General features: G+C 69.3%; 20 protein-coding genes. 12 read left to right on the top strand and 8 right to left on the bottom strand.

The window, feature by feature from the left end:
• Window positions 1-129: 129 nt before the first annotated feature.
• Window positions 130-726, top strand: coding sequence for a hypothetical protein (locus tag MKD38_RS13355; protein ID WP_252677467.1), 597 nt, complete (start codon window positions 130-132; stop codon window positions 724-726).
• Window positions 727-744: 18 nt separating this feature from the next.
• Here the strand turns inward: MKD38_RS13355 and MKD38_RS13350 are convergent, their stop codons facing one another.
• From MKD38_RS13350 to MKD38_RS13335, 4 genes are read right to left on the bottom strand one after another with little or no spacing between them, the layout of a single operon-like run.
• The gene (locus MKD38_RS13350; protein WP_252677466.1) at window positions 745-1,815 is read right to left on the bottom strand and encodes a VWA domain-containing protein; all 1,071 of its coding nucleotides are present in this window, start codon (window positions 1,813-1,815) and stop codon (window positions 745-747) included.
• Window positions 1,812-2,834, bottom strand: coding sequence for a DUF58 domain-containing protein (locus MKD38_RS13345; protein ID WP_252677465.1), 1,023 nt, complete (start codon window positions 2,832-2,834; stop codon window positions 1,812-1,814). The genes MKD38_RS13350 and MKD38_RS13345 overlap by 4 nt, the downstream gene beginning before the upstream one ends.
• On the bottom strand, window positions 2,812-3,825 hold the full coding sequence (locus MKD38_RS13340) for an AAA family ATPase (RefSeq protein ID WP_252677464.1): 1,014 nt from the start codon (window positions 3,823-3,825) through the stop codon (window positions 2,812-2,814). The genes MKD38_RS13345 and MKD38_RS13340 overlap by 23 nt, the downstream gene beginning before the upstream one ends.
• Window positions 3,826-3,836: 11 nt before the next feature.
• Complete coding sequence (locus MKD38_RS13335; RefSeq protein ID WP_252677463.1) at window positions 3,837-4,757, bottom strand: S1C family serine protease; 921 nt, start codon at window positions 4,755-4,757, stop codon at window positions 3,837-3,839.
• A 74-nt stretch (window positions 4,758-4,831) separates the two neighbouring features.
• Here MKD38_RS13335 and MKD38_RS13330 point away from each other — a divergent pair, with 74 nt between their 5' ends.
• Window positions 4,832-5,893 (top strand): VWA domain-containing protein, encoded by a 1,062-nt coding sequence (locus tag MKD38_RS13330; protein ID WP_252677462.1) that lies wholly within the window; start codon window positions 4,832-4,834, stop codon window positions 5,891-5,893.
• A gap of 52 nt (window positions 5,894-5,945) precedes the next feature.
• Here the strand turns inward: MKD38_RS13330 and MKD38_RS13325 are convergent, their stop codons facing one another.
• The 3 genes from MKD38_RS13325 to MKD38_RS13315 are packed head-to-tail and all read right to left on the bottom strand — an operon-like array spanning window position 5,946 to window position 9,177.
• Window positions 5,946-6,950, bottom strand: a complete 1,005-nt coding sequence (locus tag MKD38_RS13325; RefSeq protein WP_252677461.1) for a tripartite tricarboxylate transporter substrate binding protein — start codon at window positions 6,948-6,950, stop codon at window positions 5,946-5,948.
• Complete coding sequence (locus MKD38_RS13320) at window positions 6,947-7,957, bottom strand: NADPH:quinone oxidoreductase family protein (protein WP_252677460.1); 1,011 nt, start codon at window positions 7,955-7,957, stop codon at window positions 6,947-6,949. The genes MKD38_RS13325 and MKD38_RS13320 overlap by 4 nt, the downstream gene beginning before the upstream one ends.
• Window positions 7,954-9,177: a CaiB/BaiF CoA transferase family protein gene (locus MKD38_RS13315; protein WP_252677459.1), complete on the bottom strand. Its 1,224-nt coding sequence runs from the start codon at window positions 9,175-9,177 to the stop codon at window positions 7,954-7,956. The genes MKD38_RS13320 and MKD38_RS13315 overlap by 4 nt, the downstream gene beginning before the upstream one ends.
• A gap of 90 nt (window positions 9,178-9,267) precedes the next feature.
• Here MKD38_RS13315 and MKD38_RS13310 point away from each other — a divergent pair, with 90 nt between their 5' ends.
• The gene (locus tag MKD38_RS13310; protein WP_252677458.1) at window positions 9,268-10,260 is read left to right on the top strand and encodes a LysR family transcriptional regulator; all 993 of its coding nucleotides are present in this window, start codon (window positions 9,268-9,270) and stop codon (window positions 10,258-10,260) included.
• Window positions 10,261-10,325: 65 nt separating this feature from the next.
• Here MKD38_RS13310 and MKD38_RS13305 read toward each other — a convergent pair whose 3' ends face one another.
• A complete protein-coding gene (locus MKD38_RS13305) occupies window positions 10,326-11,315 on the bottom strand; it encodes a LacI family DNA-binding transcriptional regulator (protein WP_371925690.1) in 990 nt (329 codons plus the stop codon).
• A gap of 270 nt (window positions 11,316-11,585) precedes the next feature.
• Here MKD38_RS13305 and hpsN point away from each other — a divergent pair, with 270 nt between their 5' ends.
• The 9 genes from hpsN (at window position 11,586) to MKD38_RS13260 (ending at window position 20,935) form a co-directional block, all read left to right on the top strand.
• Window positions 11,586-12,896, top strand: a complete 1,311-nt coding sequence (gene hpsN / locus MKD38_RS13300; RefSeq protein WP_252677456.1) for a sulfopropanediol 3-dehydrogenase — start codon at window positions 11,586-11,588, stop codon at window positions 12,894-12,896.
• A 2-nt stretch (window positions 12,897-12,898) separates the two neighbouring features.
• The gene (gene hpsO / locus MKD38_RS13295) at window positions 12,899-13,684 is read left to right on the top strand and encodes a (S)-sulfopropanediol 2-dehydrogenase HpsO (protein ID WP_252677455.1); all 786 of its coding nucleotides are present in this window, start codon (window positions 12,899-12,901) and stop codon (window positions 13,682-13,684) included.
• A 96-nt stretch (window positions 13,685-13,780) separates the two neighbouring features.
• Window positions 13,781-15,145: an MFS transporter gene (locus MKD38_RS13290; protein ID WP_252677454.1), complete on the top strand. Its 1,365-nt coding sequence runs from the start codon at window positions 13,781-13,783 to the stop codon at window positions 15,143-15,145.
• Window positions 15,146-15,217: 72 nt separating this feature from the next.
• Window positions 15,218-16,231 carry a galactitol-1-phosphate 5-dehydrogenase gene (locus MKD38_RS13285; protein WP_252677452.1) on the top strand — a complete coding sequence of 338 codons (1,014 nt, stop codon included), beginning with the start codon at window positions 15,218-15,220 and terminating at the stop codon, window positions 16,229-16,231.
• A gap of 131 nt (window positions 16,232-16,362) precedes the next feature.
• The gene (locus MKD38_RS13280) at window positions 16,363-16,644 is read left to right on the top strand and encodes a UxaA family hydrolase (protein WP_012355675.1); all 282 of its coding nucleotides are present in this window, start codon (window positions 16,363-16,365) and stop codon (window positions 16,642-16,644) included.
• Between the two features lie 81 nt (window positions 16,645-16,725).
• On the top strand, window positions 16,726-17,901 hold the full coding sequence (locus MKD38_RS13275) for a UxaA family hydrolase (RefSeq protein ID WP_111520429.1): 1,176 nt from the start codon (window positions 16,726-16,728) through the stop codon (window positions 17,899-17,901).
• The gene (locus MKD38_RS13270; RefSeq protein ID WP_252677598.1) at window positions 17,901-18,836 is read left to right on the top strand and encodes a hydroxyacid dehydrogenase; all 936 of its coding nucleotides are present in this window, start codon (window positions 17,901-17,903) and stop codon (window positions 18,834-18,836) included. The genes MKD38_RS13275 and MKD38_RS13270 overlap by 1 nt, the downstream gene beginning before the upstream one ends.
• Complete coding sequence (locus tag MKD38_RS13265; RefSeq protein WP_252677450.1) at window positions 18,833-19,855, top strand: Ldh family oxidoreductase; 1,023 nt, start codon at window positions 18,833-18,835, stop codon at window positions 19,853-19,855. Before MKD38_RS13270 ends, MKD38_RS13265 begins: the two co-directional genes overlap by 4 nt.
• Before the next feature lie 57 nt (window positions 19,856-19,912).
• Complete coding sequence (locus MKD38_RS13260) at window positions 19,913-20,935, top strand: Bug family tripartite tricarboxylate transporter substrate binding protein (protein WP_252677448.1); 1,023 nt, start codon at window positions 19,913-19,915, stop codon at window positions 20,933-20,935.
• Window positions 20,936-20,963 lie beyond the last annotated feature (28 nt).

Here is a 20,963-nt window from a genome sequence, read left to right as displayed (position 1 = left end):
TCCTGCACGCCGCCAACGGCTTCCTTCTCCCTCTGCTATGGTTAACAGGCCTGTCCGTCACGCGCGCCGGCTCCTTTGCCGGCATCTGGCACGGTGGCCCACGGCAACCTTGGAACCAGGGAGAACGGCATGAAACCCGGCAAGCTCATGGTGGCGGCGGCGCTTGCCGCCGCGTCCCTCGCGCCCGCCATGGCGATGGCGCAACCCGAGACCCGCGTCGACTCGGTTTCCGGCGTGGGCGCGTCGCGCACCACCGGCACGGTCAAGGCCACGGCCACGGTGGCGGCCATCGATGCGGCCACACGCACCATTACCCTCAAGGATGAGCAGGGCAAGCTCACCGACGTGCAGGTGGGCGAAGACGTGCGCAACTTCGGGCAGTTGCGCGTGGGCGATGCGGTTACGGCGGAATACACGCAAGCCTTGTCGGTCAGCCTGAACCGCCAGAGCGGCATCCGCTCCAGCAGCGAGCGCGAGATCACGCAGCGCGCCGCGCCGGGCGCCAAGCCGGGCGGCATGGTAGGGCGCGAGGTCACGGTCACCGCGGACGTGGTGGCGGTCGACACCAAGACCGGCTTGGTGACGCTGAAGGGCCCGCAGGGCCGGATGGTGGACGTGCATGTCGCGGATCCGAAGCAGCTGAAGGCGGTCCGCGCCGGCGAGCAGGTGCAGGCGGTCTATACCGAGGCGATCGCGATCTCGGTCACGCCGCGCAATGCGCGCTGATTCGCCGGCCTCCGCTCGCTACATCACGCGCCCGAACCACCACAGCGACAACAGCCCCGCGCAGGCCGCCAGCAGCGCGCCCAGCGCGGCGAACAGTGCGGTGATCTCGACCTGGCTGCGCTTGTCGAACGCCAGCCGCGCGTTGAGCGCGCGGTATACGCGCTTCAGTTCGGTAGTGTCCTCCAGCCGGAAGTACTCGGCGCCAGTGGCGTCGGCGACTTCCTTCAGCACCTTCTCGTCCAGCCTGACGCGGGCCGACCAGCCGTCGACCGAGAGCACCACGCCTTGGGGGGTGCCCACGCCCACGGTATAGATGCGCACGCCGTGCTCGGCGGCAAGCTGTGCCGCGCGCATCGCGGCCGGGCCGGCGTTGCTTTCGCCGTCGGAGAACAGCACGATCGCGCCGGCGGTATAGGAGCCGGGCTGCACCGGCTCGCTGTCGCCGGGCGGATTGGCCAGCGCCCGTGGCCGTCTTGGCGGCGGCGTGTCGTCGTTCATCAGCCGCTCGGCATCAGGCGTGAGCTCCGGCAGCAGCGTGGTCAGCGCAATCAGCATGCCGTTGCCCAGCGCGGTGCCGCCCTGCGGCTGCAGGCGCTCGATCGCGGTGGCCACGGCCTCCCTGGCGCGGGTGGGAGCCTGCGCCACGGCCGCGGTGCCGGCCATGGCAACCACGCCGACGCTGACGCCGGCGGGCTGCGCCTCCAGCAGGGTGGTGGCCGCCTGCTGGGCGGCGCCCAGGCGGCTGGGCTTGACATCCTGGGCCCGCATGCTGCCGGACAGGTCCATCACCAGTACCACCGACTCGATGCGCGAAGGCAGCATCATCACGGCCTGGGGCCGCGCGATCGCCGCGATCAGCGCGGCCAGCGCCAACAGGATCAGCACCGGCGCCACGTGGCGGCGCCAGCCACTGCCGCTACGGGTGGCAACGCCCGCGGTCTTCAGCGCCGGGTAATGCACGGCAGCGTGCCGCCTGCGCCGATCGAGCCAGACATAGCCCGCCGTCAGCCCCCCGACCAGAGCGAACAGCCACAGCATGCCTGGCCACAGGAAGCTGAACACGGGCAAGCGGCTGATCGCGTCGATCATGCGGCCCCCCTGGCGATGTTGGCGGCCCTGGCGCTGCCTTGCTGGCGCCGGCGCTGGCGCGCGAAGCTAAGCAGCGCCAGGTCGAGCCGGGCGTAGGTCGACAGCGTCAGGCACGCCACCCCGGCGCGCGCGAAGGCCTGGCGCAGCTCGGCTTCGCGCGCCTCGGCGGCGGCGGCGAAGCGCTTGCGGAAGGACGGGTCATGCGTATCGACGAACAACTGCTCGCCGGTCTCCGCATCCTGCAGCACCACCAGTCCCAGGTCTGGCAACGCGGTTTCCAGCGGATCGACCAGCCGCACCGCGACCACTTCATGCCGCCGCGCCAGCATGCCCAGCGATGCCTGCCAGCCCGGCGCGCTGATGAAATCCGACACCACGAACACCACCGAGCGCCGTCTTGCCACCGCGCGGGCGCGTTCGAGCAGGTCGCGCAGGCGGGTGTCGCCCGGCGATGCGGCGGGCGTGGCGCGCATGCGGTGCAGCAGGTGCAGCAGCTGGCGGCGTCCGGCGCGCGCCGGCACCACCGTGGCGTCCGTGTTGATGGCCCCGCCATAGAGCACGGCACCCACCCGGTTGCCATAGCGCATCAGCAGCAGCGCCATCACCGTGGTGAAGTCACTCAGCAGGTCGCGCTTGCGCACGCTGCCCGAGCCGAAGTCGATCGAACCGCTCAGGTCCAGCAAGAACCAGGCCGCGACCTCGCGATCTTCCTGGTATTCGCGCACATGCGGCGTCTGCAGCCGCGCGGTCACGTTCCAGTCGATATGGCGCACGTCGTCGCCGGGGTGGTATTCGCGCAGGTCGGCAAGGTCCAGGCCAAAGCCGCGGAACAGCGTGCGGTAGTCGCCTTGCAGCAGCCCGTCGAGGCGGCGCACCACGGTCCATTCGAGGCGCCGCAGCAGGGCGTCGGTCTGGTTCGCGCCGGCGCCGCCCAGCGCCACGCCGGATACAACGCCGGACGCGACCCCGGGCGCGGTGTCCGGGGCGTCCCGGGGCTTAGTCCGCCGCCGCCCGAACATGGGATTCCATGGGCCGCTCGGGAACCGGCAGCGCCTGTGTGATGCGGGTGATGAGCTGGTCGGCCGTGACGCCGTCGGACATGGCCTCATACGAGAGCGACAGGCGATGGCGCAACACGTCCGGCACCAGGTCGGCCACGTCCTCGGGCAGGGCGTAGTGGCGGCCGCGCAGGTAGGCCAGCGCGCGCGCGCCTTCGACCAGGCCGATGGTGGCGCGCGGGCTGGCGCCGAACGACACGTAGCGGTCCAGGTCCGCCAGGCCGAAGTCGCCCGGCTTGCGCGTGGCCGCGACCACGCGCACCGCGTACTGGACCAGGCTGGGATCGACATACACCTTGCGGCAGGCCTCCTGCAGCGCGGTCAGGTGCTCGGGCGTGGCCACCGGGCTTACGCTGATGCGCGGGCCGGTGACGCGGTTGACGATCACCACCTCTTCCTCTTCCGACGGATAGCCCACCAGCACCTTCATCATGAAGCGGTCGACCTGCGCCTCGGGCAGCGGGTACGTGCCTTCGGTCTCGATCGGGTTCTGCGTCGCCATGACCAGGAACGGCGCAGGCACGCGATGGGTCTCGCCGGCGATGGTGACCTGCTTTTCCTGCATCACTTCCAGCAGCGCGCTCTGCACCTTGGCCGGCGCGCGGTTGATCTCGTCGGCCAGCAACAGGTTGGCAAAGACCGGGCCGCGCACCGTGGAGAACTCGCCCGTGCCCTGGTTGTACATGCGCGTGCCGACCAGGTCGGCGGGCAGCAGGTCCGGCGTGAACTGGATGCGCTTGAAGGTGCCGCTCATGGTCCGCGCCAGCGTGTTGACGGTCAGGGTCTTGGCCAGCCCCGGCACGCCCTCCACCAGCAGGTGGCCGCCGGACAGGATGGCCACCAGCACGCGTTCGAGAAAGTGGTCCTGCCCGACCACCACGCGTTTCACCTCGTACAGCAGGCGTTCCATCAAGTTGGCGCTGTCGGCTGCGCCCCTGGCTTGGTCGTTCATAGGTCCCCGCGTCAGAAAGGAGAAGTTCCGATGGATACGCCGGCGCTTTCGATCGTGGTGGCGAAGCCGATGCCGATGAAGGTGCCGCTGTTGCCGGGATTGAGGATGGCGGTGACGATGCCCACCACCTCGCCGTTCATGTTCACCAGCGGGCCGCCCGAGTTGCCCGGATTGACCGCGGCGTCGAACTGGATCAGCTTGTCCAGGGTCCGCTTGTTGTCCGACGCGACGAACTCGCGGTCCAGCCCGGAGACCACGCCGGCGGACACCGACGGGCCGATGCCGAACGGAAAGCCCACCGCCACCACCTCGGCGCCGGGCAGCAGGTCCCGGCTGGAACCCAGCGTGGCCGCGGGCAGGTCATCGGGGATCGACTTGGCCTGGATCACCGCCAGGTCTTTCTCGGGAATCGTCTGCAGCACGGTGGCTTCGGACGTGTGCCCGTCGTGGAAGGTCAGCTCCAGGCGGCGTGCCCCGGCGATTACGTGGAGGCTGGTAAGGATCACGCCGCGCTCGGTCACCACCACGCCCGAGCCGATGTGGCGGGATTCCGGCTTGTTCTCCGCGCTGTTGCCGGGCGGGCGTTCGTTGGGCAGGGGCGGGGCGGTGGGGGCGGGGGGCGTCGAGGGTGAGGCTTCGGGGGGCGTGGCCGGGGCGTCACGCCCGGCCTGCGGCGCGGAAGCCGCATCGGCGGTTTTCTCGGGCGCGGGGAAATTGCGGATTTCGACCACCGATTCACGCACGGCCTCGGCCGCCATGGCGGTGCGCGACGGCAGGGGCTTGGTCTCGAGCGTGTGCAGCACGGCCGCGTCGATGTCCTTCTGCGTCAGCGCGCGCGCCTTCGGCTGCAACAGCCACGCCGAGCCCACGCCGGCGGCAAGAACCAGCGCGACGGCCGCCGAGACCCACCCGTAGATCGTCACCCGTTTCATCGCAGCCCCCGAGGTCCCGTCCCGCCTTAAAAAATACAGTACCATCCTCTTACCCACGCGCCAAGGAGCAGGGCATGCAGTTTCTCTGGCCGCAGATGCTCTGGTTGCTGCTTGCGCTTCCGGTGCTGGCAGCCGCTTACCTGTACCTGCTCGCGCGGCGCAAGAAGGCCGCCGTGCTGTATGCAAGCCTTGCATTGCCGCGCGCCGCGCTCGGCCCGCGCCAACGCCTGCGGCGCCACATTCCCCCGTTGCTGTTCTTCCTCGCGCTGACCGCGGCATTCCTGGCCTGCGCGCGCCCCAGCGCCACCATCACGCTGCCGGCCGACACCGTGACCCTGGTGCTGGCGATGGACACCTCGCGCAGCATGGAGGCCGCCGACGTGCCGCCCAACCGCATCAGCGCCGCCCAGCAGGCCGCGCGCGATCTCGTGGTGGGGCTGCCGGCCAGCGTGCGGCTGGGCATCGTCTCCTTCGCCGGCACCGCGGCGGTGGTGCTGCCGCCCACCGACAACCGGCAGGACATGCTCGACGCGATCGATCGTTTCCAGCTGCAGCGCGGCACCGCCACCGGCAGCGGCCTGTTCCAGGCGCTGGCGGTGCTGTTTCCCGAAGGTGGCATCGACCTGGAAGTGATCCTGTTCGGCAGCCGCGCTGACCGTGCCGGACGCGGCACCTCGCTCGACGAGGCCGCCGCGGCCGACGCCGCACGCCGGCGCGAACAGAACCAGCAGGCGGCGCAGCCCGGCTCGTACCCGCACGGCGCGGTGATCCTGCTCAGCGACGGCCGGCGCACCACCGGCCCGGATCCGCTCGACGCCGCGCGCATGGCCGCCCAGCGGGGCGTGCGCGTCTACACCGTCGGCTTTGGCTCGCAGCAGGTCACGAGCGCACCGGAATCCAGCCTTGCGTATTTCATGCAGCTGGACGAACCGGCGCTGCGTGCGGTCGCCAACATTACCGGCGGCGAATACTTCCACGCCGGCTCGGCTGCCGACCTGAGCCAGGTGTACCGCCAGCTCAGCGCGCGCTTTGCGCTGGAGCGCAGGGAAACCGAGCTGGGTGCATTGTTCGCCGCAGGGGCGGTGGTGTTGCTGGCGCTGGCGTGCGGGTTGTCGATGCTGTGGTTCAGGCGGTGAGGGTGGCGGCACGCGATGGCGGCATGACCGGCCGCGAGGAGCGCAGATGTCCCTACTGGTCCGCCTTTGCCCCCGACCGGCGCACGATTTCCGCCCATTTCCTGCCCTCGGCGGCGTTATAGCGGGCAAAGTCGGCGGGTGACGAGCCCACCGGCTCAGCCCCCATGTCCGCGTATTGCTGGCGCACATCGGGCCGTTTCAGCGCGGCAGCCGCATGCGTGGCAAGCTTCTTGACCACCGCTGCCGGCGTGCCGCGCGGCGCCCACAAGCCATACCAGGTACTGATGTCAAAGCCGGGCAAGCCGGACTCCGCAACGGTCGGTATGTCCGGCAACGCGCTCGCGCGGCGTGGGGTGGTAACAGCGATGGCGCGTAGCTTGCCGGACTTGATAAACGGCATGGCCGACGGCATGGAATCGAACATCAGCTGGATCTGGCCGCCCATCAGGTCCGTCAGCGCCGGCGCGCTGCCCTTGTATGGAACATGCTGCATCGGCACCCTGGCCGCAAGTTTGAAGGATTCGCCCGCCAGGTGCTGGGCCGAGGCATTGCCCGCCGAGCCGAAGTTGAGCGCGCCGCCCTCGCGCCTGGCATAGGCAATCAGGTCCTGCACGGTCTTGACCGGCGAGGCATTGCCGACCACCAGCACCAGCGGTACATCGGCCAGCTGCGTGATTGGCACGAAATCCTTGAATGCGTCATAGCGCATCTTCGGCTGGATGCTGGGGTTGATCACGTGCAGCGAGGCATTGGCGAGGATGGTGTAGCCGTCGGGGGCCGCGCGCGCCACGGCTTCGGCACCGATCATGCCGCTGGCGCCAGGCTTGTTGTCGACCACCACGCCCTGGCCCAGGCTTTCGCCCATCTTGACCGCCACCACGCGCGCCAGCAGGTCGGTGGGCCCGCCGGCCGGGTAGGGCAGCACCATGCGCACAGGATGTTGCGGAAATTCCTCCGCGCCGGCGGCAGCGGGCAGCAGCGCGCTGGCGGCCGACAGCACCAGCGCTGCGCGCAGCCGCGTCCATATCGCACGTGATTTCGGATATCGGGTGTTCACGTCTCTGTCTCCTTGATTTTTATCGCTACCTTGCCCACCACCTGGCGGGATTCCAGCGCGGCCAGGGCATCGCCCAGGCCGGTGATCGGATACGTCGCGGACACGGTCGGCGCCAGCTTGCCCTGCGCGGCCCAGTCGAACAGCGTTGCCATGACGTCCTGCAGCGCCGCGGCGTGCTGTGCGCGCTCGTTGGCGGGCGTCCAGCCGATATAGCGGCCAAAGAAGAAGCCGTGCAGCGTCAGGTTCTTGACCAGTAGCAGGTTCACCGGTGCCTGCGGGATGGTGCCGCTGGCAAAGCCGATGCTGAGGAGGCGGGCGTTGGCCGCCGCCGCGCGCAGCGCCTGCTGGAACAGCTCGCCACCGACGGGATCTACCACCACGTCGGCACCGCGGCCGCCGGTCAGGGCCTTGACCGCGCTTGCCAGGCCCGCCGGCGCCACTGCGTGCGTGGCGCCGCGCCGCAGCGCGTCGGCACGCTTGGCCTCGGTGCTGGCGCAGGCGATCACGGTGGCGCCGAGCTCGCGCGCAATCTCCACCGCGGCCAGCCCCACGCCCGCACCGGCGCCCAGCACCAGCACGGTATCGCCGGGGCGCAGCGCGCAGCGCCACACCAACCCGCAATAGGCCGTGCCGTACGAAATCGGAACCGGCAGGGCGACCGTCGAGGGCAGCGCGTCCGGCACGCGATAGACCGTGTATTCGGGCACCGTGACCCGTTCGGCAAAGCAGCCCCAGTCCGCGATCGCCACCACGCGGTGGCCCGGGCGCAGCCGCGTGACGGCATCGCCGCAGGCGACCACCCGGCCGACGGCCTCGGTCCCCGGCACGAAAGGCAGTGGCGGGCGCCTTTGGTACTGCCCGGCAATCATCAGGCCGGTGGCGTGGCTTACGCTGGCATACTCGACCGCGATCGTGACCGCGTGCGGGTCAGCCAGCGCCGGCTCGGGAATGGATTGCACGGAGACGTCGTGCACACTGCCAAATTGTTCGCACACCAGCGCCTTCATTGGACACCTGCCCTGGCCGCTGGGGCCTGCCGCGCCACGCCCTGGCGCAGCCAGTCGTCGATGGCCAGCTGGCTGAAGCCCGCCTCGCGCAGGATCTCGACGGTGTGTTCGCCGTTGGCCGGCGCCGGGCCGGCATCCCGGCGCAAGCCGCGCGCCGGGATGCCGGCAAAGGGCAGCGGCCCCAGCCCGGGCTGCGCGATGGCCTGGAAGGTTTGCCGATGCGCGGCCTGCGGATGCGCGAGCACGTCGTCATAGGTGCGCACCGGGGCATGCAGCACGTCATGCCGGCTGAGTATGTCCTGCCATTGCGCGGTGGTGCGGCTGGCGATGCAGCGCGCCACCAGCTGGTTGAGCAGCGCGGCATGAGCCATGCGCGCGGCGTTGTCGGCAAAGCGCGGGTCTTCGAGCCAGTCGGCGTGGTCCAGCGCCCGGCACAGCTTGCCAAACTGCGCGTCGTTCAGCGCCAGCAGCGTCAGGCTGCCGTCGCGGCTGGCATAGACCCCGTTGGGCGCGCTGACTGGCCCCGCTGCGGACGGGCCGCCGATGGCATGCTCGAGCAGGTTGTTGGCCTGCAGCGCGCAGCAGGCCTCGAACAGGTTCAGCTCGACATGGCCGCCGCGCCCGCTGCGATAGCGCCGGCACAGTGCCGCGGCGCACGCTTGCGCGGCATAAAGGCCGGTGGCGGCATCGGCCAGCAGCATGCCGATGCGGCGCGCGCTGCCATCGGTGTCGCGGTTGGCGAACATCAGTCCGGAATCCGCCTGCATGACAGAGTCCGACGCCGGATAGTCGGCATACGGACCGTCCGGACCATACCCGCTGATCGACACATAGACCAGCTCGGGCCGTCGCTCGGCCAGCGTCGCATAGCCCACGCCCAGCCGTCCGGCCACCTGCGGGCGGAAGTTCTGCACCAGCACGTCGGCCTGCAGCGCCAGGTCAAGCAGCACGGCCTTGCCAGTGTCGGTGGTGGCATCGATGCAGGCGCTGCGCTTGCCGCCGTTATAGGCCAGCGTCAGCGCGCTGGTATCGCCGCGCACGACACCGACCTTGCGGCCCCAGTCGCCCGCGGGCGGCTCGATCTTGACGACTTCCGCGCCTTGCTGCCACAGGATATGGGCGCAATACGGGCCGGCAATGCCCTGGCTGATGTCCAGTACGCGCAGGCCGGCAAAGGGCAGGTCGGTGTCGCACGGGCTGGTGGTGGAGGGTGGAGGCATGAGCTCGTCGGCAGGGATAAACAGGAGCTTTATGCTAGGGTTGGCCTCCCGTCGAAACAATCCCTCGATTTGTGCCAATGGTGTTGACTGATGATTGACAATGATTTCGATCTCAACCTGGTGCGGCTCTTCGTCACCATGGTCGAGTCGCGCACGCTGACGGCGGCGGCGCAGCGCAGCGGCATGACGCGCTCGAACGTGTCGCGCCGCCTGAAGCTGCTGGAGCAGCATCTGGGCGCGCAGCTGATGCGCCGCACCACGCGCCATGTCGAGCTGACCGAGGCGGGACAGCTGCTGTATGCGCATGGCTTGCGCATGCTGGATGAACTGCAGTCCGCCAATACCGCCATCGACAGCCTTGGCAAGGTGGTGCGCGGTGACGTGCGGATCCGCCTGCCGACCGGGCTGGGCCACCTCTACCTGACGCCGCTGCTGCTGGAATTCGCGCGCAGCTATCCGCAGATTTCGCTGCGCGTGGTGATCAACGACAGCATTGGCGACCTGATTCCGGCCGAGGTCGACGTGGCGCTGAAGATCACTTCGCAGCCGCCCGACGACCATGTGGCGCGGCGCATCTGCGAGGTGGGCTGGTGCCTGTGCGCATCGGCATCGTTTCTGGACCGCCACGGGCCGGTGCGCACCGTGGCCGACCTCGAACGATGCGACATGATTGCGCCGGCATCGCTGGGGCGCCGCTTTACGTTGAAGGTATGGCTGGCCGGCACGCCGATGACGTTGCGGGTGTCGCCGCGGATCCAGTCAGGCGACTATCCGTTCCTGTTCGAATCGGTGATGGGCGGACTGGGCGTGGCGCTGCTGCCGCGCTATGCGGTCTGGCGACAACTGCAATCGGGACAGATGCGCGAGGTGCTGGCCGAGTGCGAAGCGGAAGGCGTGGGCGACAGCGTCTACATGCTGACCGCGCCCAACCGCTTTCCGACCCTGGCCACGCGCACGCTGATGGACTTTATCCGCCAGCACCTGGAGCGGCAGGCCGAGAACTGGGGCCGCCGCAATGTGCTTCCGCCCGGCCATGGCAAGGCAGCAACCCCGCCTACTTCTCCTGCATCTTCGCCGCCTTGACGATCTCGCCCAGGCGCCGGCGCTCCGCGTCGTCCAGTGGTGGCCACCGCCAAACTGCAGGCAACCTAGGCTGGCGCGCCCGGCGGCGCGGTGGTGCCCCGCTGTACCAGCGCGACCGGCATTTCCATCCGGCCCGGCTCCATGCCGTCCTGCAGCCAGCGCAGCAGCGCGAGCGCGGTCTGCCGGCCAAGTTCGCTGCTTTCCAGCGCAATGGTCGTCAGCGCGGGCGTGACTTCGGCGGAAATCGGCAGGTCGTCGCAGCCGACGATGGACAACTGGCGCGGCACGTCCAGGCCCATGGCCGTAGCCTCGAACAGGCAGCCGAGCGCGAGCACGTCGTTGCCGCAGAAGATCGCCGTCGGCGTTGCCGGGGCATGGGCAAGGACGGCGCGCAAGCCGGCCCGGCCGCCGGCGAAGGTATAGGGTTGCTCGCATACGGCGCCGGGAGGCAGCGGCGCGCGCAGCGCACGCAGCGTGCCGAGGAAGCCCTCGGTGCGAAGCCGTGCGCGGTCGTTATGGGCGCCGATGCCGGAAATCATGCCGAAGCGGCGGTGGCCCAGGTCGTACAGATGGCGCGCGGCCTGCGCGCCAATCTCGAAATTGTCGAAACCAATGCACGGGTACTGGCTGGACAGGGACCAGGTCAGGATGGTGCGCGTGCCTGATTGCCGCAGCAGCGCCAGCGTTTCCGGCGCATGATCGGCGCCTACAAGGACCATGGCATCGACCGCGCGCTCGGACAGGGCCCGCACCACGTCAGTCTCGGTGTCCGGGTCGTAGTTGTGCGAGCCTAGCAGCAACTGGTAGCCACCGGCCGCCAGTACCTGCTGCATGCCCTGGATCGCATGGGAAAAGATGGCGTTGTCCAGGGTTGGCACCACTGCGGCGACGGTACGCGAGCGCCCGGATGCCAGCGTGCGCGCCGACGCATCCGGGACATAGCCGAGCGCGTCGATCGCCTGGCGCACCCGCTGCAGGGTGTCTTCCCGCACCAACGCGGGCGACGACAATGCGCGCGACACCGTCGCCATCGATACTCCCGCAAGCTTCGCCACGTCTTCAAGTCTGGTCCGCCGCACGTTTGCTGTCCTGGTTGCCGTTGCGCCATTGTCACCGATCTATGCGCTGCACACGACTGCGCCGGGGATGGTGGCTTCCCTTGCGCGGTTGACGAGGGAAAACCCTGCCTTGCACTTCACGGTTCTCCGACTAGTCTTTTATGAAAGCGCTTTCATTTGAGAATCGGCAATAAATTCGAGCATGCTGGTTTTGATCTGACCAAAAATGATAGCGCTTACATTCGATATTAAAGCCGAGGAACCGCAATGATCACGTACCTGAAGCAAGCTGGGAAAACACCGCAGACGGAGACCGCCACCGCGCAGAAAGTGGTGACCGATATGCTGGCCCAGATCCAGGCGCATGGCGAGGCTGCCGTGCGCCAGTACGCCAGCAAGCTCGACGGCTGGGACGGAGAGATCGTGCTGACCCCGGATCAGGTCCGGCAGCAGACCCGCGACGTGCCCGCGTCGGTGCGCGCCGATATCGATTTCGCGATCCGCCAGGTGCGGGAGTTCGCGCTGGCGCAGCGTGAATCGCTGCGCGAGTTCGCGGTCGAACTGCACCCGGGCGTGACCGCGGGGCAGCGCGTGATCCCAGTCAACGTGGTGGGCTGCTACGCCCCGGCCGGGCGCTATGCGCATATTGCCTCGGCCTACATGGGGGTGGCGACGGCGAAGGCCGCGGGTGTCGGCACCGTGGTGGCGTGCTCGAGCCCGTTCCGCGGCCAGGGCATCCACCCGCACGTGCTTTATGCCTTCCAGGCCGCCGGCGCGGACGTGATCATGACGCTCGGCGGGGTGCAGGCGATCGCTGCGATGGCCTATGGCCTGTTCAGCGGCAAGCCCGCCGATGTGGTGGTCGGCCCCGGCAACAAGTTCGTCGCCGAGGCCAAGCGGTCGCTGTACGGCCAGGTGGGGATCGACGTGTTCGCCGGGCCGTCCGAAGTTGCCGTGATCGCCGACGACAGCGCCGACCCCGCCATCGTGGCCAGCGACCTGGTGGGCCAGGCCGAGCATGGCCACGAGTCGCCGGCCTGGCTCTTCACCACCTCGCGCGCGCTGGCGGAACAGGTCATGGCGCTGGTGCCGGCACTGATCGACGCGTTGCCGCCGACCGCGCGCGACGCCGCCACGGCGGCATGGCGCGACTATGGCGAGGTCATCGTGTGCGATAGCCGCGAGGAAGTGGCCGCGGTCTCGGACCGCTATGCCTCCGAGCACCTGGAGGTGCATGCGCGCGACCTCGACTGGTGGCTGGCCAACCTGACCTGCTACGGCTCGCTGTTTCTTGGCGAAGAGACCACGGTGGCCTTTGGCGACAAGGCCAGCGGCCCCAACCATGTACTGCCGACCAAGGGCGCGGCGCGCTATTCCGGCGGGCTCTCGGTGCACAAGTTCATGAAGACCCTGACCTGGCAGAAAATGACGCGCGAGGCGACCCGGCAGATCGGGCAGGTGACCGCGCGCATCTCGCGCCTGGAGGGCATGGAGGCGCACGCGCGCACCGCGGACGACCGCATGGCAAAGTACTTTCCGAACGCCCGCGTCGAGATGGGCGCTGCGGTGGAGGTGTGACGATGGCGCCCATGCAGAACGCGGCCGGCGTTGCCGGACCGGACCTGCGCGGCAGGCAGGCGCTGGTGACCGGCGGCAGTTCCGGTATCGGCGAAAGCCTTGCCGAGGCACTCGGCCGGGCCGGCGCCAGGGTGGTGCTGGCGGCGCGCCGCCAGCCGCAACTCGATGCCGCGGCGTCGCGGCTCGATGCGATGGGCATCGCGGTCGACACGCAGGCGCTGGACGTGTCCGATCTCGATGCGATTCCCGCCGCCGCAGCGGCCTTGCAGCGCCGCTGCGGCACCATCGACATCCTGGTGAACGCCGCGGGCATGAACCTGCGCGAGCCCTTTGACAGCGTCACGCCGGCGTCGTGGCGGTTGCAGCTGGACACGCACCTGGCCGCGCCGTTCTTCCTGACGCAGGCGCTGGCGCCCGCGATGCAGGCGCAAGGATGGGGGCGGGTGCTCAACCTCGCGTCGCTGCAGTCTTACCGCGCCTTCGCCAACAGCGCGCCCTACGGCGCGGCGAAGGGTGGCATCGTGCAGCTGACGCGAGCCATCGCCGAGGCGTGGTCGCGGCACGGCATCACCTGCAATGCCATCGGCCCGGGCTTTTTCCCCACCGCGCTGACCGGGCCCGTGTTCGCCGATGCCGCGCTGGCCGATCACCATGCCGGGCGCACCTGCATCGGCCGCAACGGCGCGTTGCCCGACCTGCATGGGCTGGCCGCGTTCCTGGCCAGCGACATGGCCGCGTATATCACCGGGCAGACCTTCATGGTCGACGGTGGCTACACGGCAAGATGATTCCCCGCGCGGGGCGCATCGATTCGCCCCCCGCGTTGATCGATATCCAGAGCGCCATACGCGCCGCCTCGGGAACAGACCCGACAGGAGACAAGCATGACGAGACAGGTAGCGGCGCAGCCGCCGGCACAAGACCCCGGACGCAAGCTGAGAAAGATCGTGACCTCGAGCACGATCGGCGCGATGGTGGAGTGGTACGACTTCTTCCTGTACGGCGTGGTCGCCGGGCTGGTGTTCAACAAGCTGTACTTCCCGTCGACCGACCCGGTGGTCGGCACGCTGCTGGCCTACGCCACCTTCGCCGCCGGGTTTGTCGCGCGCCCACTGGGCGGCGTGATCTTCGGCCATTTCGGCGATACGCTGGGACGCAAGCACATGCTGGTGCTGACGCTGATGATCATGGGCATCGCCACCACGGCCATCGGCCTGATCCCGACCTACGACCAGATCGGCATCTGGGCCCCGGTGCTGCTGCTGGTGTGCCGCATCGCGCAGGGCATCGGCCTCGGCGGCGAATGGGGCGGAGCCGTGCTGATGACGTTCGAGAGCGCGCCGGCGGGCCGCCGCGGCTTCTTCGCCAGCCTGCCGCAGACCGGCATGTCGCTGGGACTGGTGCTGGCCAGCGGCGTGATTGCGTTGCTGTCGGCGCTGCTGTCGGACCGGGACTTCCTGGCATGGGGCTGGCGCATCGCCTTCCTGCTCAGTGCGGTGATGGTGTTCATCGGCTCCTACATGCGCACGCATGTCGAAGAATCGCCGGAGTTTGCCGCGGCGCAACGCCACCCGCCGCGCCAGCAGCCGGAGGCCAGCGCCTTGCCGTTCCTGGCCATGCTGCGCCAGTACCCCCGCGTGGTGCTGGCATGCATGGGCGCGCGCTTTATCGACGGCGTCTTCTTCAACGTATTTGGAGTGTTTTCGCTCGCCTACCTGACTCAGACCCTGAAGCTGTCGCGCAACGAGGCTTTGCTGGGCGTGCTGCTCGGTGCCGGCGTGATGACGCTGTTCATCCCGCTGTGGGGCGCCGTGTCCGACCGCCTCGGCCGGCCGCTGGTCTATGGCACCGGCGCGCTGCTGGCGGGCCTGTCGGCGTTTCCCGCGTTCTGGCTGATGCAGCATTCGGGCGGCAACGTGCTGCTGGTATGGGCGGCAATCATCATCCCCTTCGGCATCTTCCATGCCGCCGTGTTCGGCACCATGTCGTCGATGTTCTCCGAGGTCTTCGATGCGCGCGTGCGCTATACCGGGATTTCCTTCGTCTACCAGTTCGCGGGCGTGTTCGCCGGCGGCCTGACGCCGATCATCGCCACCTGGCTGAATGCGCGGGGCGGCGGCGAGCCCTGGTACCTGTGCGGCTACGTGCTGGCGATCGGCGTGCTCAGCGCGGCCTGCACGCTGTGGATCGGCCGGCGCCAGCGCCCGGCCGGCGCGCGTGCGCTGGCACCGTCCGAAGCCGGCGCCTGATTCCTTCCTTCGGGCGGCCACTGCGCCGCCCGTCCTTGTGGTTCCCCTCCCATGTTGACTACTGGCAAGGCCATGAAAGCGATCGTCTATACCGAACCCAACGCCGTCGCGGTCCTGGAGCGCGACATGCCAGCCCTGGCCCCCGGCGAAGCCCTGCTGCGCATCGATGCCAGCGGCATCTGCGGCTCCGACCTGCATGCATATCACGGCCACGATCCGCGCCGCAAGCCGGGACTGGTGCTTGGCCACGAGTTCGCGGGCACGGTGGTGGCCTCGTCCGACCCGGCCCGGCTGGCCGTCGGGCAGCGCGTGACCGCCAACCCGCTGGTGACCTGCGGGCATTGCGACTATTGCCTGCAAGGGCGCGACAACCTGTGCGCGCACCGGGGCATGGTCGGCATGAGCCGGCCCGGCGCGTTGTCCGAGTTCCTGGCGATTCCGATCCGCTGTGCGATTCCGCTTCCGGATGCGCTGCCCAGCGTCAGCGCGGCACTGACCGAGCCCGCGGCTACCGCGCTGCATGCGGTGAACCTGACCATGCGAGCGCTGGCCAGGCCGCTGCCCGAATCCAGCGTGCTTGTCATTGGCGGCGGCGCGATCGGCATGCTGGCCGCAGCGCTGGTGCGGTCCTATGGCTGCGGCGAGGTCCAGGTGGCCGAGACCAATGCGCTACGCCGGGCCTCGGTGACGCGGCATCTCGCTTGCGATGCGGTCGACCCTTTGGCCGGCCCGCTGCCGGAATCGGCCTTCGACGTGGTGATCGACGCGGTGGGCGCGGGCGCGACGCGCAAGCTCGCCATCGCCGCCGCGCGGCCCGGCGGCGTGGTCATGCATATCGGCCTGCAGGACTGGGCCAGCGAGATCGACATGCGCAAGCTGACCCTGGCCGAACTGACTTTGCTGGGCACCTATACCTACACCATGGCCGACCTGCGTGCCACCGTGGCGGCGCTGGAGCGCGGCAGTTTCGGCACGCTGGAGTGGGTCGAGACGCGCGCGCTGAGCGAGGGTCCGGCGGCCTTTGCCGACCTGGCTGCCGGCCGCGTTGCGGCCGGCAAAGTGGTGCTGATTCCCGAAACCGTCTGACTGCGCCGCGGGGCGCGCCCGGCACGCGGACCAAGACGTCAATCCAAATTCATATATATGAGTTGGTTGACATGGATGAATCCAGCGCCTACCATGATTTCACGCCCGACCCACAGAGAGAGGAGACAACGATGATTCACGTAGTGCTTCATGACGCCAAGGACACCGTCGCGGTGGCCGTGGTGGAAGGGATCCAGCCCGGCACCCAGCTCAATGCCTGGATCATGGACGAAGACAAGATCGTGACCGTGACCGCGCTGCAGCCGATTCCCATCGGTCACAAGGTGGCGCTGCGCGACATGGATGTGAACGAGACGGTCTACAAGTACGGCATCGACATCGGCAAGGTGGTGGCGCCGATCAAGGCCGGCCAGCACGCCCACGTCCACAACATCAAGACCAAGCGCTGGTAAGCCGGGCGCGCCGCGCCTGTGTTCCATTCGCCTTCATTCCGCTTCAATTCCGCTTCCATCGCGCATCCAAGGATCCACGTCATGTCCGTGATCGACCAAAACACCACCTTCTGGGGCTACCGCCGCGACAATGGCCGCGTCGGCGTGCGCAACCACGTCATCATCCTGCCGCTGGACGACCTGTCCAACGCCGCCGCCGAGGCCGTCGCCGCCGCGATCAAGGGCACCATGGCGATTCCCCATCCGTACGGCCGCCTGCAGTTCGGGCCGGACCTGGACCTGCATTTCCGCACGCTGATCGGCGCGGGCAGCAACCCGAACGTCGCCGCGGTGGTGGTGATCGGTATCGAGGAGGGCTGGACCAAGAAAGTGGTCGATGGCATCGCCCAGACCGGCAAGCCGGTGGTCGGCTTCGGCATCGAGGGCCACGGCGACCACGACACCATCATGCGCGCCTCCAGGGCCGCGCGCGAGTTCGTGCAATACGCCACCGCGCTGCACCGCGTGGAGTGTCCGATCAACGAGCTGTGGGTGTCGACCAAGTGCGGCGAATCGGACACCACCTCGGGCTGCGGCGCCAACCCGACCGTCGGCAACGCCTTCGACAAGCTGCATCCGCTGGGCACCACGCTGGTGTTCGGCGAGACTTCCGAGCTGACCGGCGGCGAGCATATCGTCGCGGCGCGCTGCGCCAACGACGACGTGCGCCACCAGTTCATGGCGATGTTCGAGCGCTACCAGGGCATGATCGACCGCTGGAAGACCTCCGACCTGTCCGAGTCGCAGCCGACCAAGGGCAATATCGCCGGCGGCCTGACTACCATCGAAGAGAAGGCGCTGGGCAATATCCAGAAAATCGGCAAGAAGTGCACCGTCGACGGCGTGCTCGACAAGGCCGAGGCGCCGACGCATCCGGGGCTGTGGTTCATGGACTCGTCTTCCGCCGCGGCCGAGATGGTCACGCTGTGCGCGGCCGCCGGCTACGTGGTCCATTTCTTCCCGACCGGGCAGGGCAACGTGATCGGCAACCCGATCGTGCCGGTGATCAAGCTGTGCGCCAACCCGCGCACCGTGCGCCTGATGAGCGAGCACATGGACGTCGATTGCTCGGGCCTGCTGCAGCGCGAGCAGACGCTGGACCAGACCGGCGACAAGCTGCTGGAATGCATGCTGGCCACCATCAACGGCCGCTGGACCGCGGCCGAGGCGCTCGGCCATCGCGAGTTCGTGCTGACCCGCATCCACGAGTCGGCATGATGAAGCGCATCTGCATCAGCGAGTTCATGGATCCGGCCGCGGTGCAGGCGCTGAGCGCCGGCTTCGACCTGCGCTACGAGCCGGGCTGGGTCGATCGCCGCGGCGAGTTGCTCGAGGTCCTTGACGGGGCGCACGCGCTGGTGGTGCGCAACCGGACCCAGGTGGACGCAGCGCTGCTCGCCAGCGCGCCGGCCTTGCGGGTGGTGGGGCGGCTCGGCGTGGGGCTGGACAATATCGACGTCGCCGCCTGCCGCGAACGCGGTATTCGCGTGATACCCGCGGCCGGGGCCAATGCGCGTTCGGTGGCGGAGTACGTGGTGACCACGGCCGCCGTGCTGCTGCGCGGCGCCTACCTGTCCAGTGCCGAGGTGGCGGACGGCCAGTGGCCGCGGGCCAGGCTGTCGGAGGGCCGGGAGGCGCTGGGCAAGACGCTGGGCCTGATCGGCTTTGGCGACATCGGCCGGCAGACCGCTGCGCTGGCGCGCGCCTTCGGCATGGAGGTCATTGCCAGCGATCCGATGTTGCCGGCCGATGATCCGGTCTGGTCCGCCACCGGGGTGGCCTGCGTGCCGCTCGACGCGCTGCTGGCGCAGGCGGACGCGGTCAGCCTGCATGTGCCGCTGGTGGCGGCCACGCGCAACCTGATCGATGTCGGCCGCCTGGCGGCGATGAAGTCCGGCGCGGTGCTGGTCAATACCGCGCGCGGTGGCGTGGTGGACGAGGCGGCGCTTGCCGATGCGCTGCGGGCCGGCCACCTCGCCGGCGCCGCGCTGGACGTGTTCGACAGCGAGCCGCTGCCCGCGGGCAGCGCGCTGCGGGGCGTGCCCAACCTGATCCTGACACCGCACGTCGGTGGCGTGACGCGCGAAGCCAATGCGCGCGTATCGATGATGATCGCCCGCGAGGTGCGGCAATCGCTGGAGCAGATGCCATGAGCCGGATTGCGTTGCAGGAACTGGAGCGCGTGGCTGCCGCGGGCCTGCGCCGGGCAGGGGCCAGCGCCCTGCAGGCGCAGGCGACGGCAGCGGCGCTGGTGCGGGCTGATGCAGCGGGGCTGCCGTCGCACGGGGTCTCGCGCGTGCCGATGTACGTGGCGCACCTGCGCCATGACCGGGTCGACGGCAACGCCGAGCCGACGGTACAGGGCACGCGCGCCAGCGCGGTGCTGGTCGACGCGCGCTGCGGCTTTGCCTTCGCGGCGTGCGACCTGGCCATCGCCGAAGCCGTGGCACGCGCGCGCGCATCCGGCGTCGGCGTGGCCGCGGTCACCAACAGCCATCACTTCGGCGCCGCCGCGCTGCCACTGGAGGCCGTGGCGCGCGCCGGCATGGTCGGCATGGCCATGGGCAATTCGCCCGCGGCCATGCCGGCGTGGGGTGGCAAGCGACCGCTGTTCGGCACCAACCCGGTTGCGGCGGTATTCCCGCGGCAGGGCCACGCGCCGGTGGTGATCGACCTGTCGCTGTCGGAAGTCGCGCGCGGCAAGATCATGGTGGCGGCGAAGCACGGCAAGCCGATACCGGTCGGATGGGCGCTGGATGAGGCCGGCCAGCCGACCACCGACGCCCAGGCCGCGCTGCGCGGCTCGATGCTGCCGGCGGGTGGAGTCAAGGGCGCGATGCTGGCGTTGCTGGTGGAGCTGCTGGTGACGTCGCTGGCCGGGGCGCAGTTCGGCGCCGAGGCCGATTCCTTCTTCAGCGACGCGGGCAACCGTCCGCGCATCGGCCAGTTGTTCTTCGTGCTGGACCCCGGCGCCTTCGCCGGCTCGCAGGTCTACGCCGCGCGCGTGGAAGCGCTGCTGGCCGCGATGCTGGACGACGAAGGCACACGCGTGCCGGGCGACCGCCGTGTAACCGCGCAGGCGCAGGCGGCAGCGCACGGCGTCGACGTGCCCGACGCGCTGTGGCGTGAACTGCAATTGCTGGCGGGCGAGGAGGTTGGCGCCCCGCATTGATTTCCTCACAACGGACCCACGCTTAGATGGGCCGGCCATAACTACCGGAGACAAATCATGGATCGACGCTTGATGTGCGGCGCGCGCAGGCACCTGAACCGCGTGCTGCTTGCCTTGTCAGTTGTATCGGCCCTCGCTGCGCTGGCGCCACGGCCTGCCGCGGCGCAGGGCGGCAGCGATGCCGCCGCCGCGGACTTTCCGAGCAAGCCGATCCGGTACGTGGTCCCGTTCGCGGCCGGCGGCCTCACCGACATCATGGCGCGCATGGTCGGCCACCAGCTCTCCGAAGAGTGGAAGAAGCCCATCGTGGTGGACAACCGGCCGGGCGGCAATGCCAATATCGGCGCCGAGCAGGTCGCCAAGGCACCGCCCGACGGCTACACCTGGCTGGCGGTGACGCTGACGCACGCGTCCAACGTGACCTTGTTCCCCAAGCTGCCGTTCAGCATGCAGAAAGACCTGGTGCCGGTGGCGCGGATCGCCTCGTCGCCGATGATGGTGGTGGTGCCGGCCAGCTCGCCGATCAAGTCGATGAGGGATCTCGCCGCGGCGGCGCAGCAGTCCAAGCTGAACGCCGGCTCCAGCGGCAACGGCACGCCGCCGCACCTGACGCTGGCGCTGTTCGAAAGCCAGACCCGCACCAGCTTCACCCATGTGCCGTACAAGGGCGGCGCGCCGTCGATGACCGACCTGATCGGCGGCCAGATCGACGTGGTCTTCTCCAACTTCCCCGAGTCGCTCGCCTATGTGAAAGGCGGCAAGCTGCGCGCACTGGCCGTGACCACGCGCGAGCGCCATCCGCTGCTGCCCGACGTGCCGACCGTGGCCGAGGCCGGCTATCCGGAGCTGATCGTCGAGAACTGGACCGGCCTGATGATGCCGGCGGGCACGCCCCGGCCGATCGTCGACAAGGTGGCCGCCTCGGTCGCACGCATGCTGGCGGCCGAGTCGGTGCGCGGGCGCATCGTCAGCGCGGGCTTCAGCCCCGCGGCCGGCGGGCCCGCGTTTGCCGACTACTTCAGCGGCGAGGTGACGCGCTGGGCCCGGCTGATCGAGGAGAAGCACATCCGGGTCGAATAGCGGCGCGTCGCGCCGCCGCGCCCGGGAG

Origin of the sequence: Cupriavidus sp. WGlv3, assembly GCF_023952475.1 — a bacterium.
Classification (GTDB): domain Bacteria; phylum Pseudomonadota; class Gammaproteobacteria; order Burkholderiales; family Burkholderiaceae; genus Cupriavidus; species Cupriavidus phytorum.
This window is presented reverse-complemented; position numbering and strand designations above follow the sequence as displayed.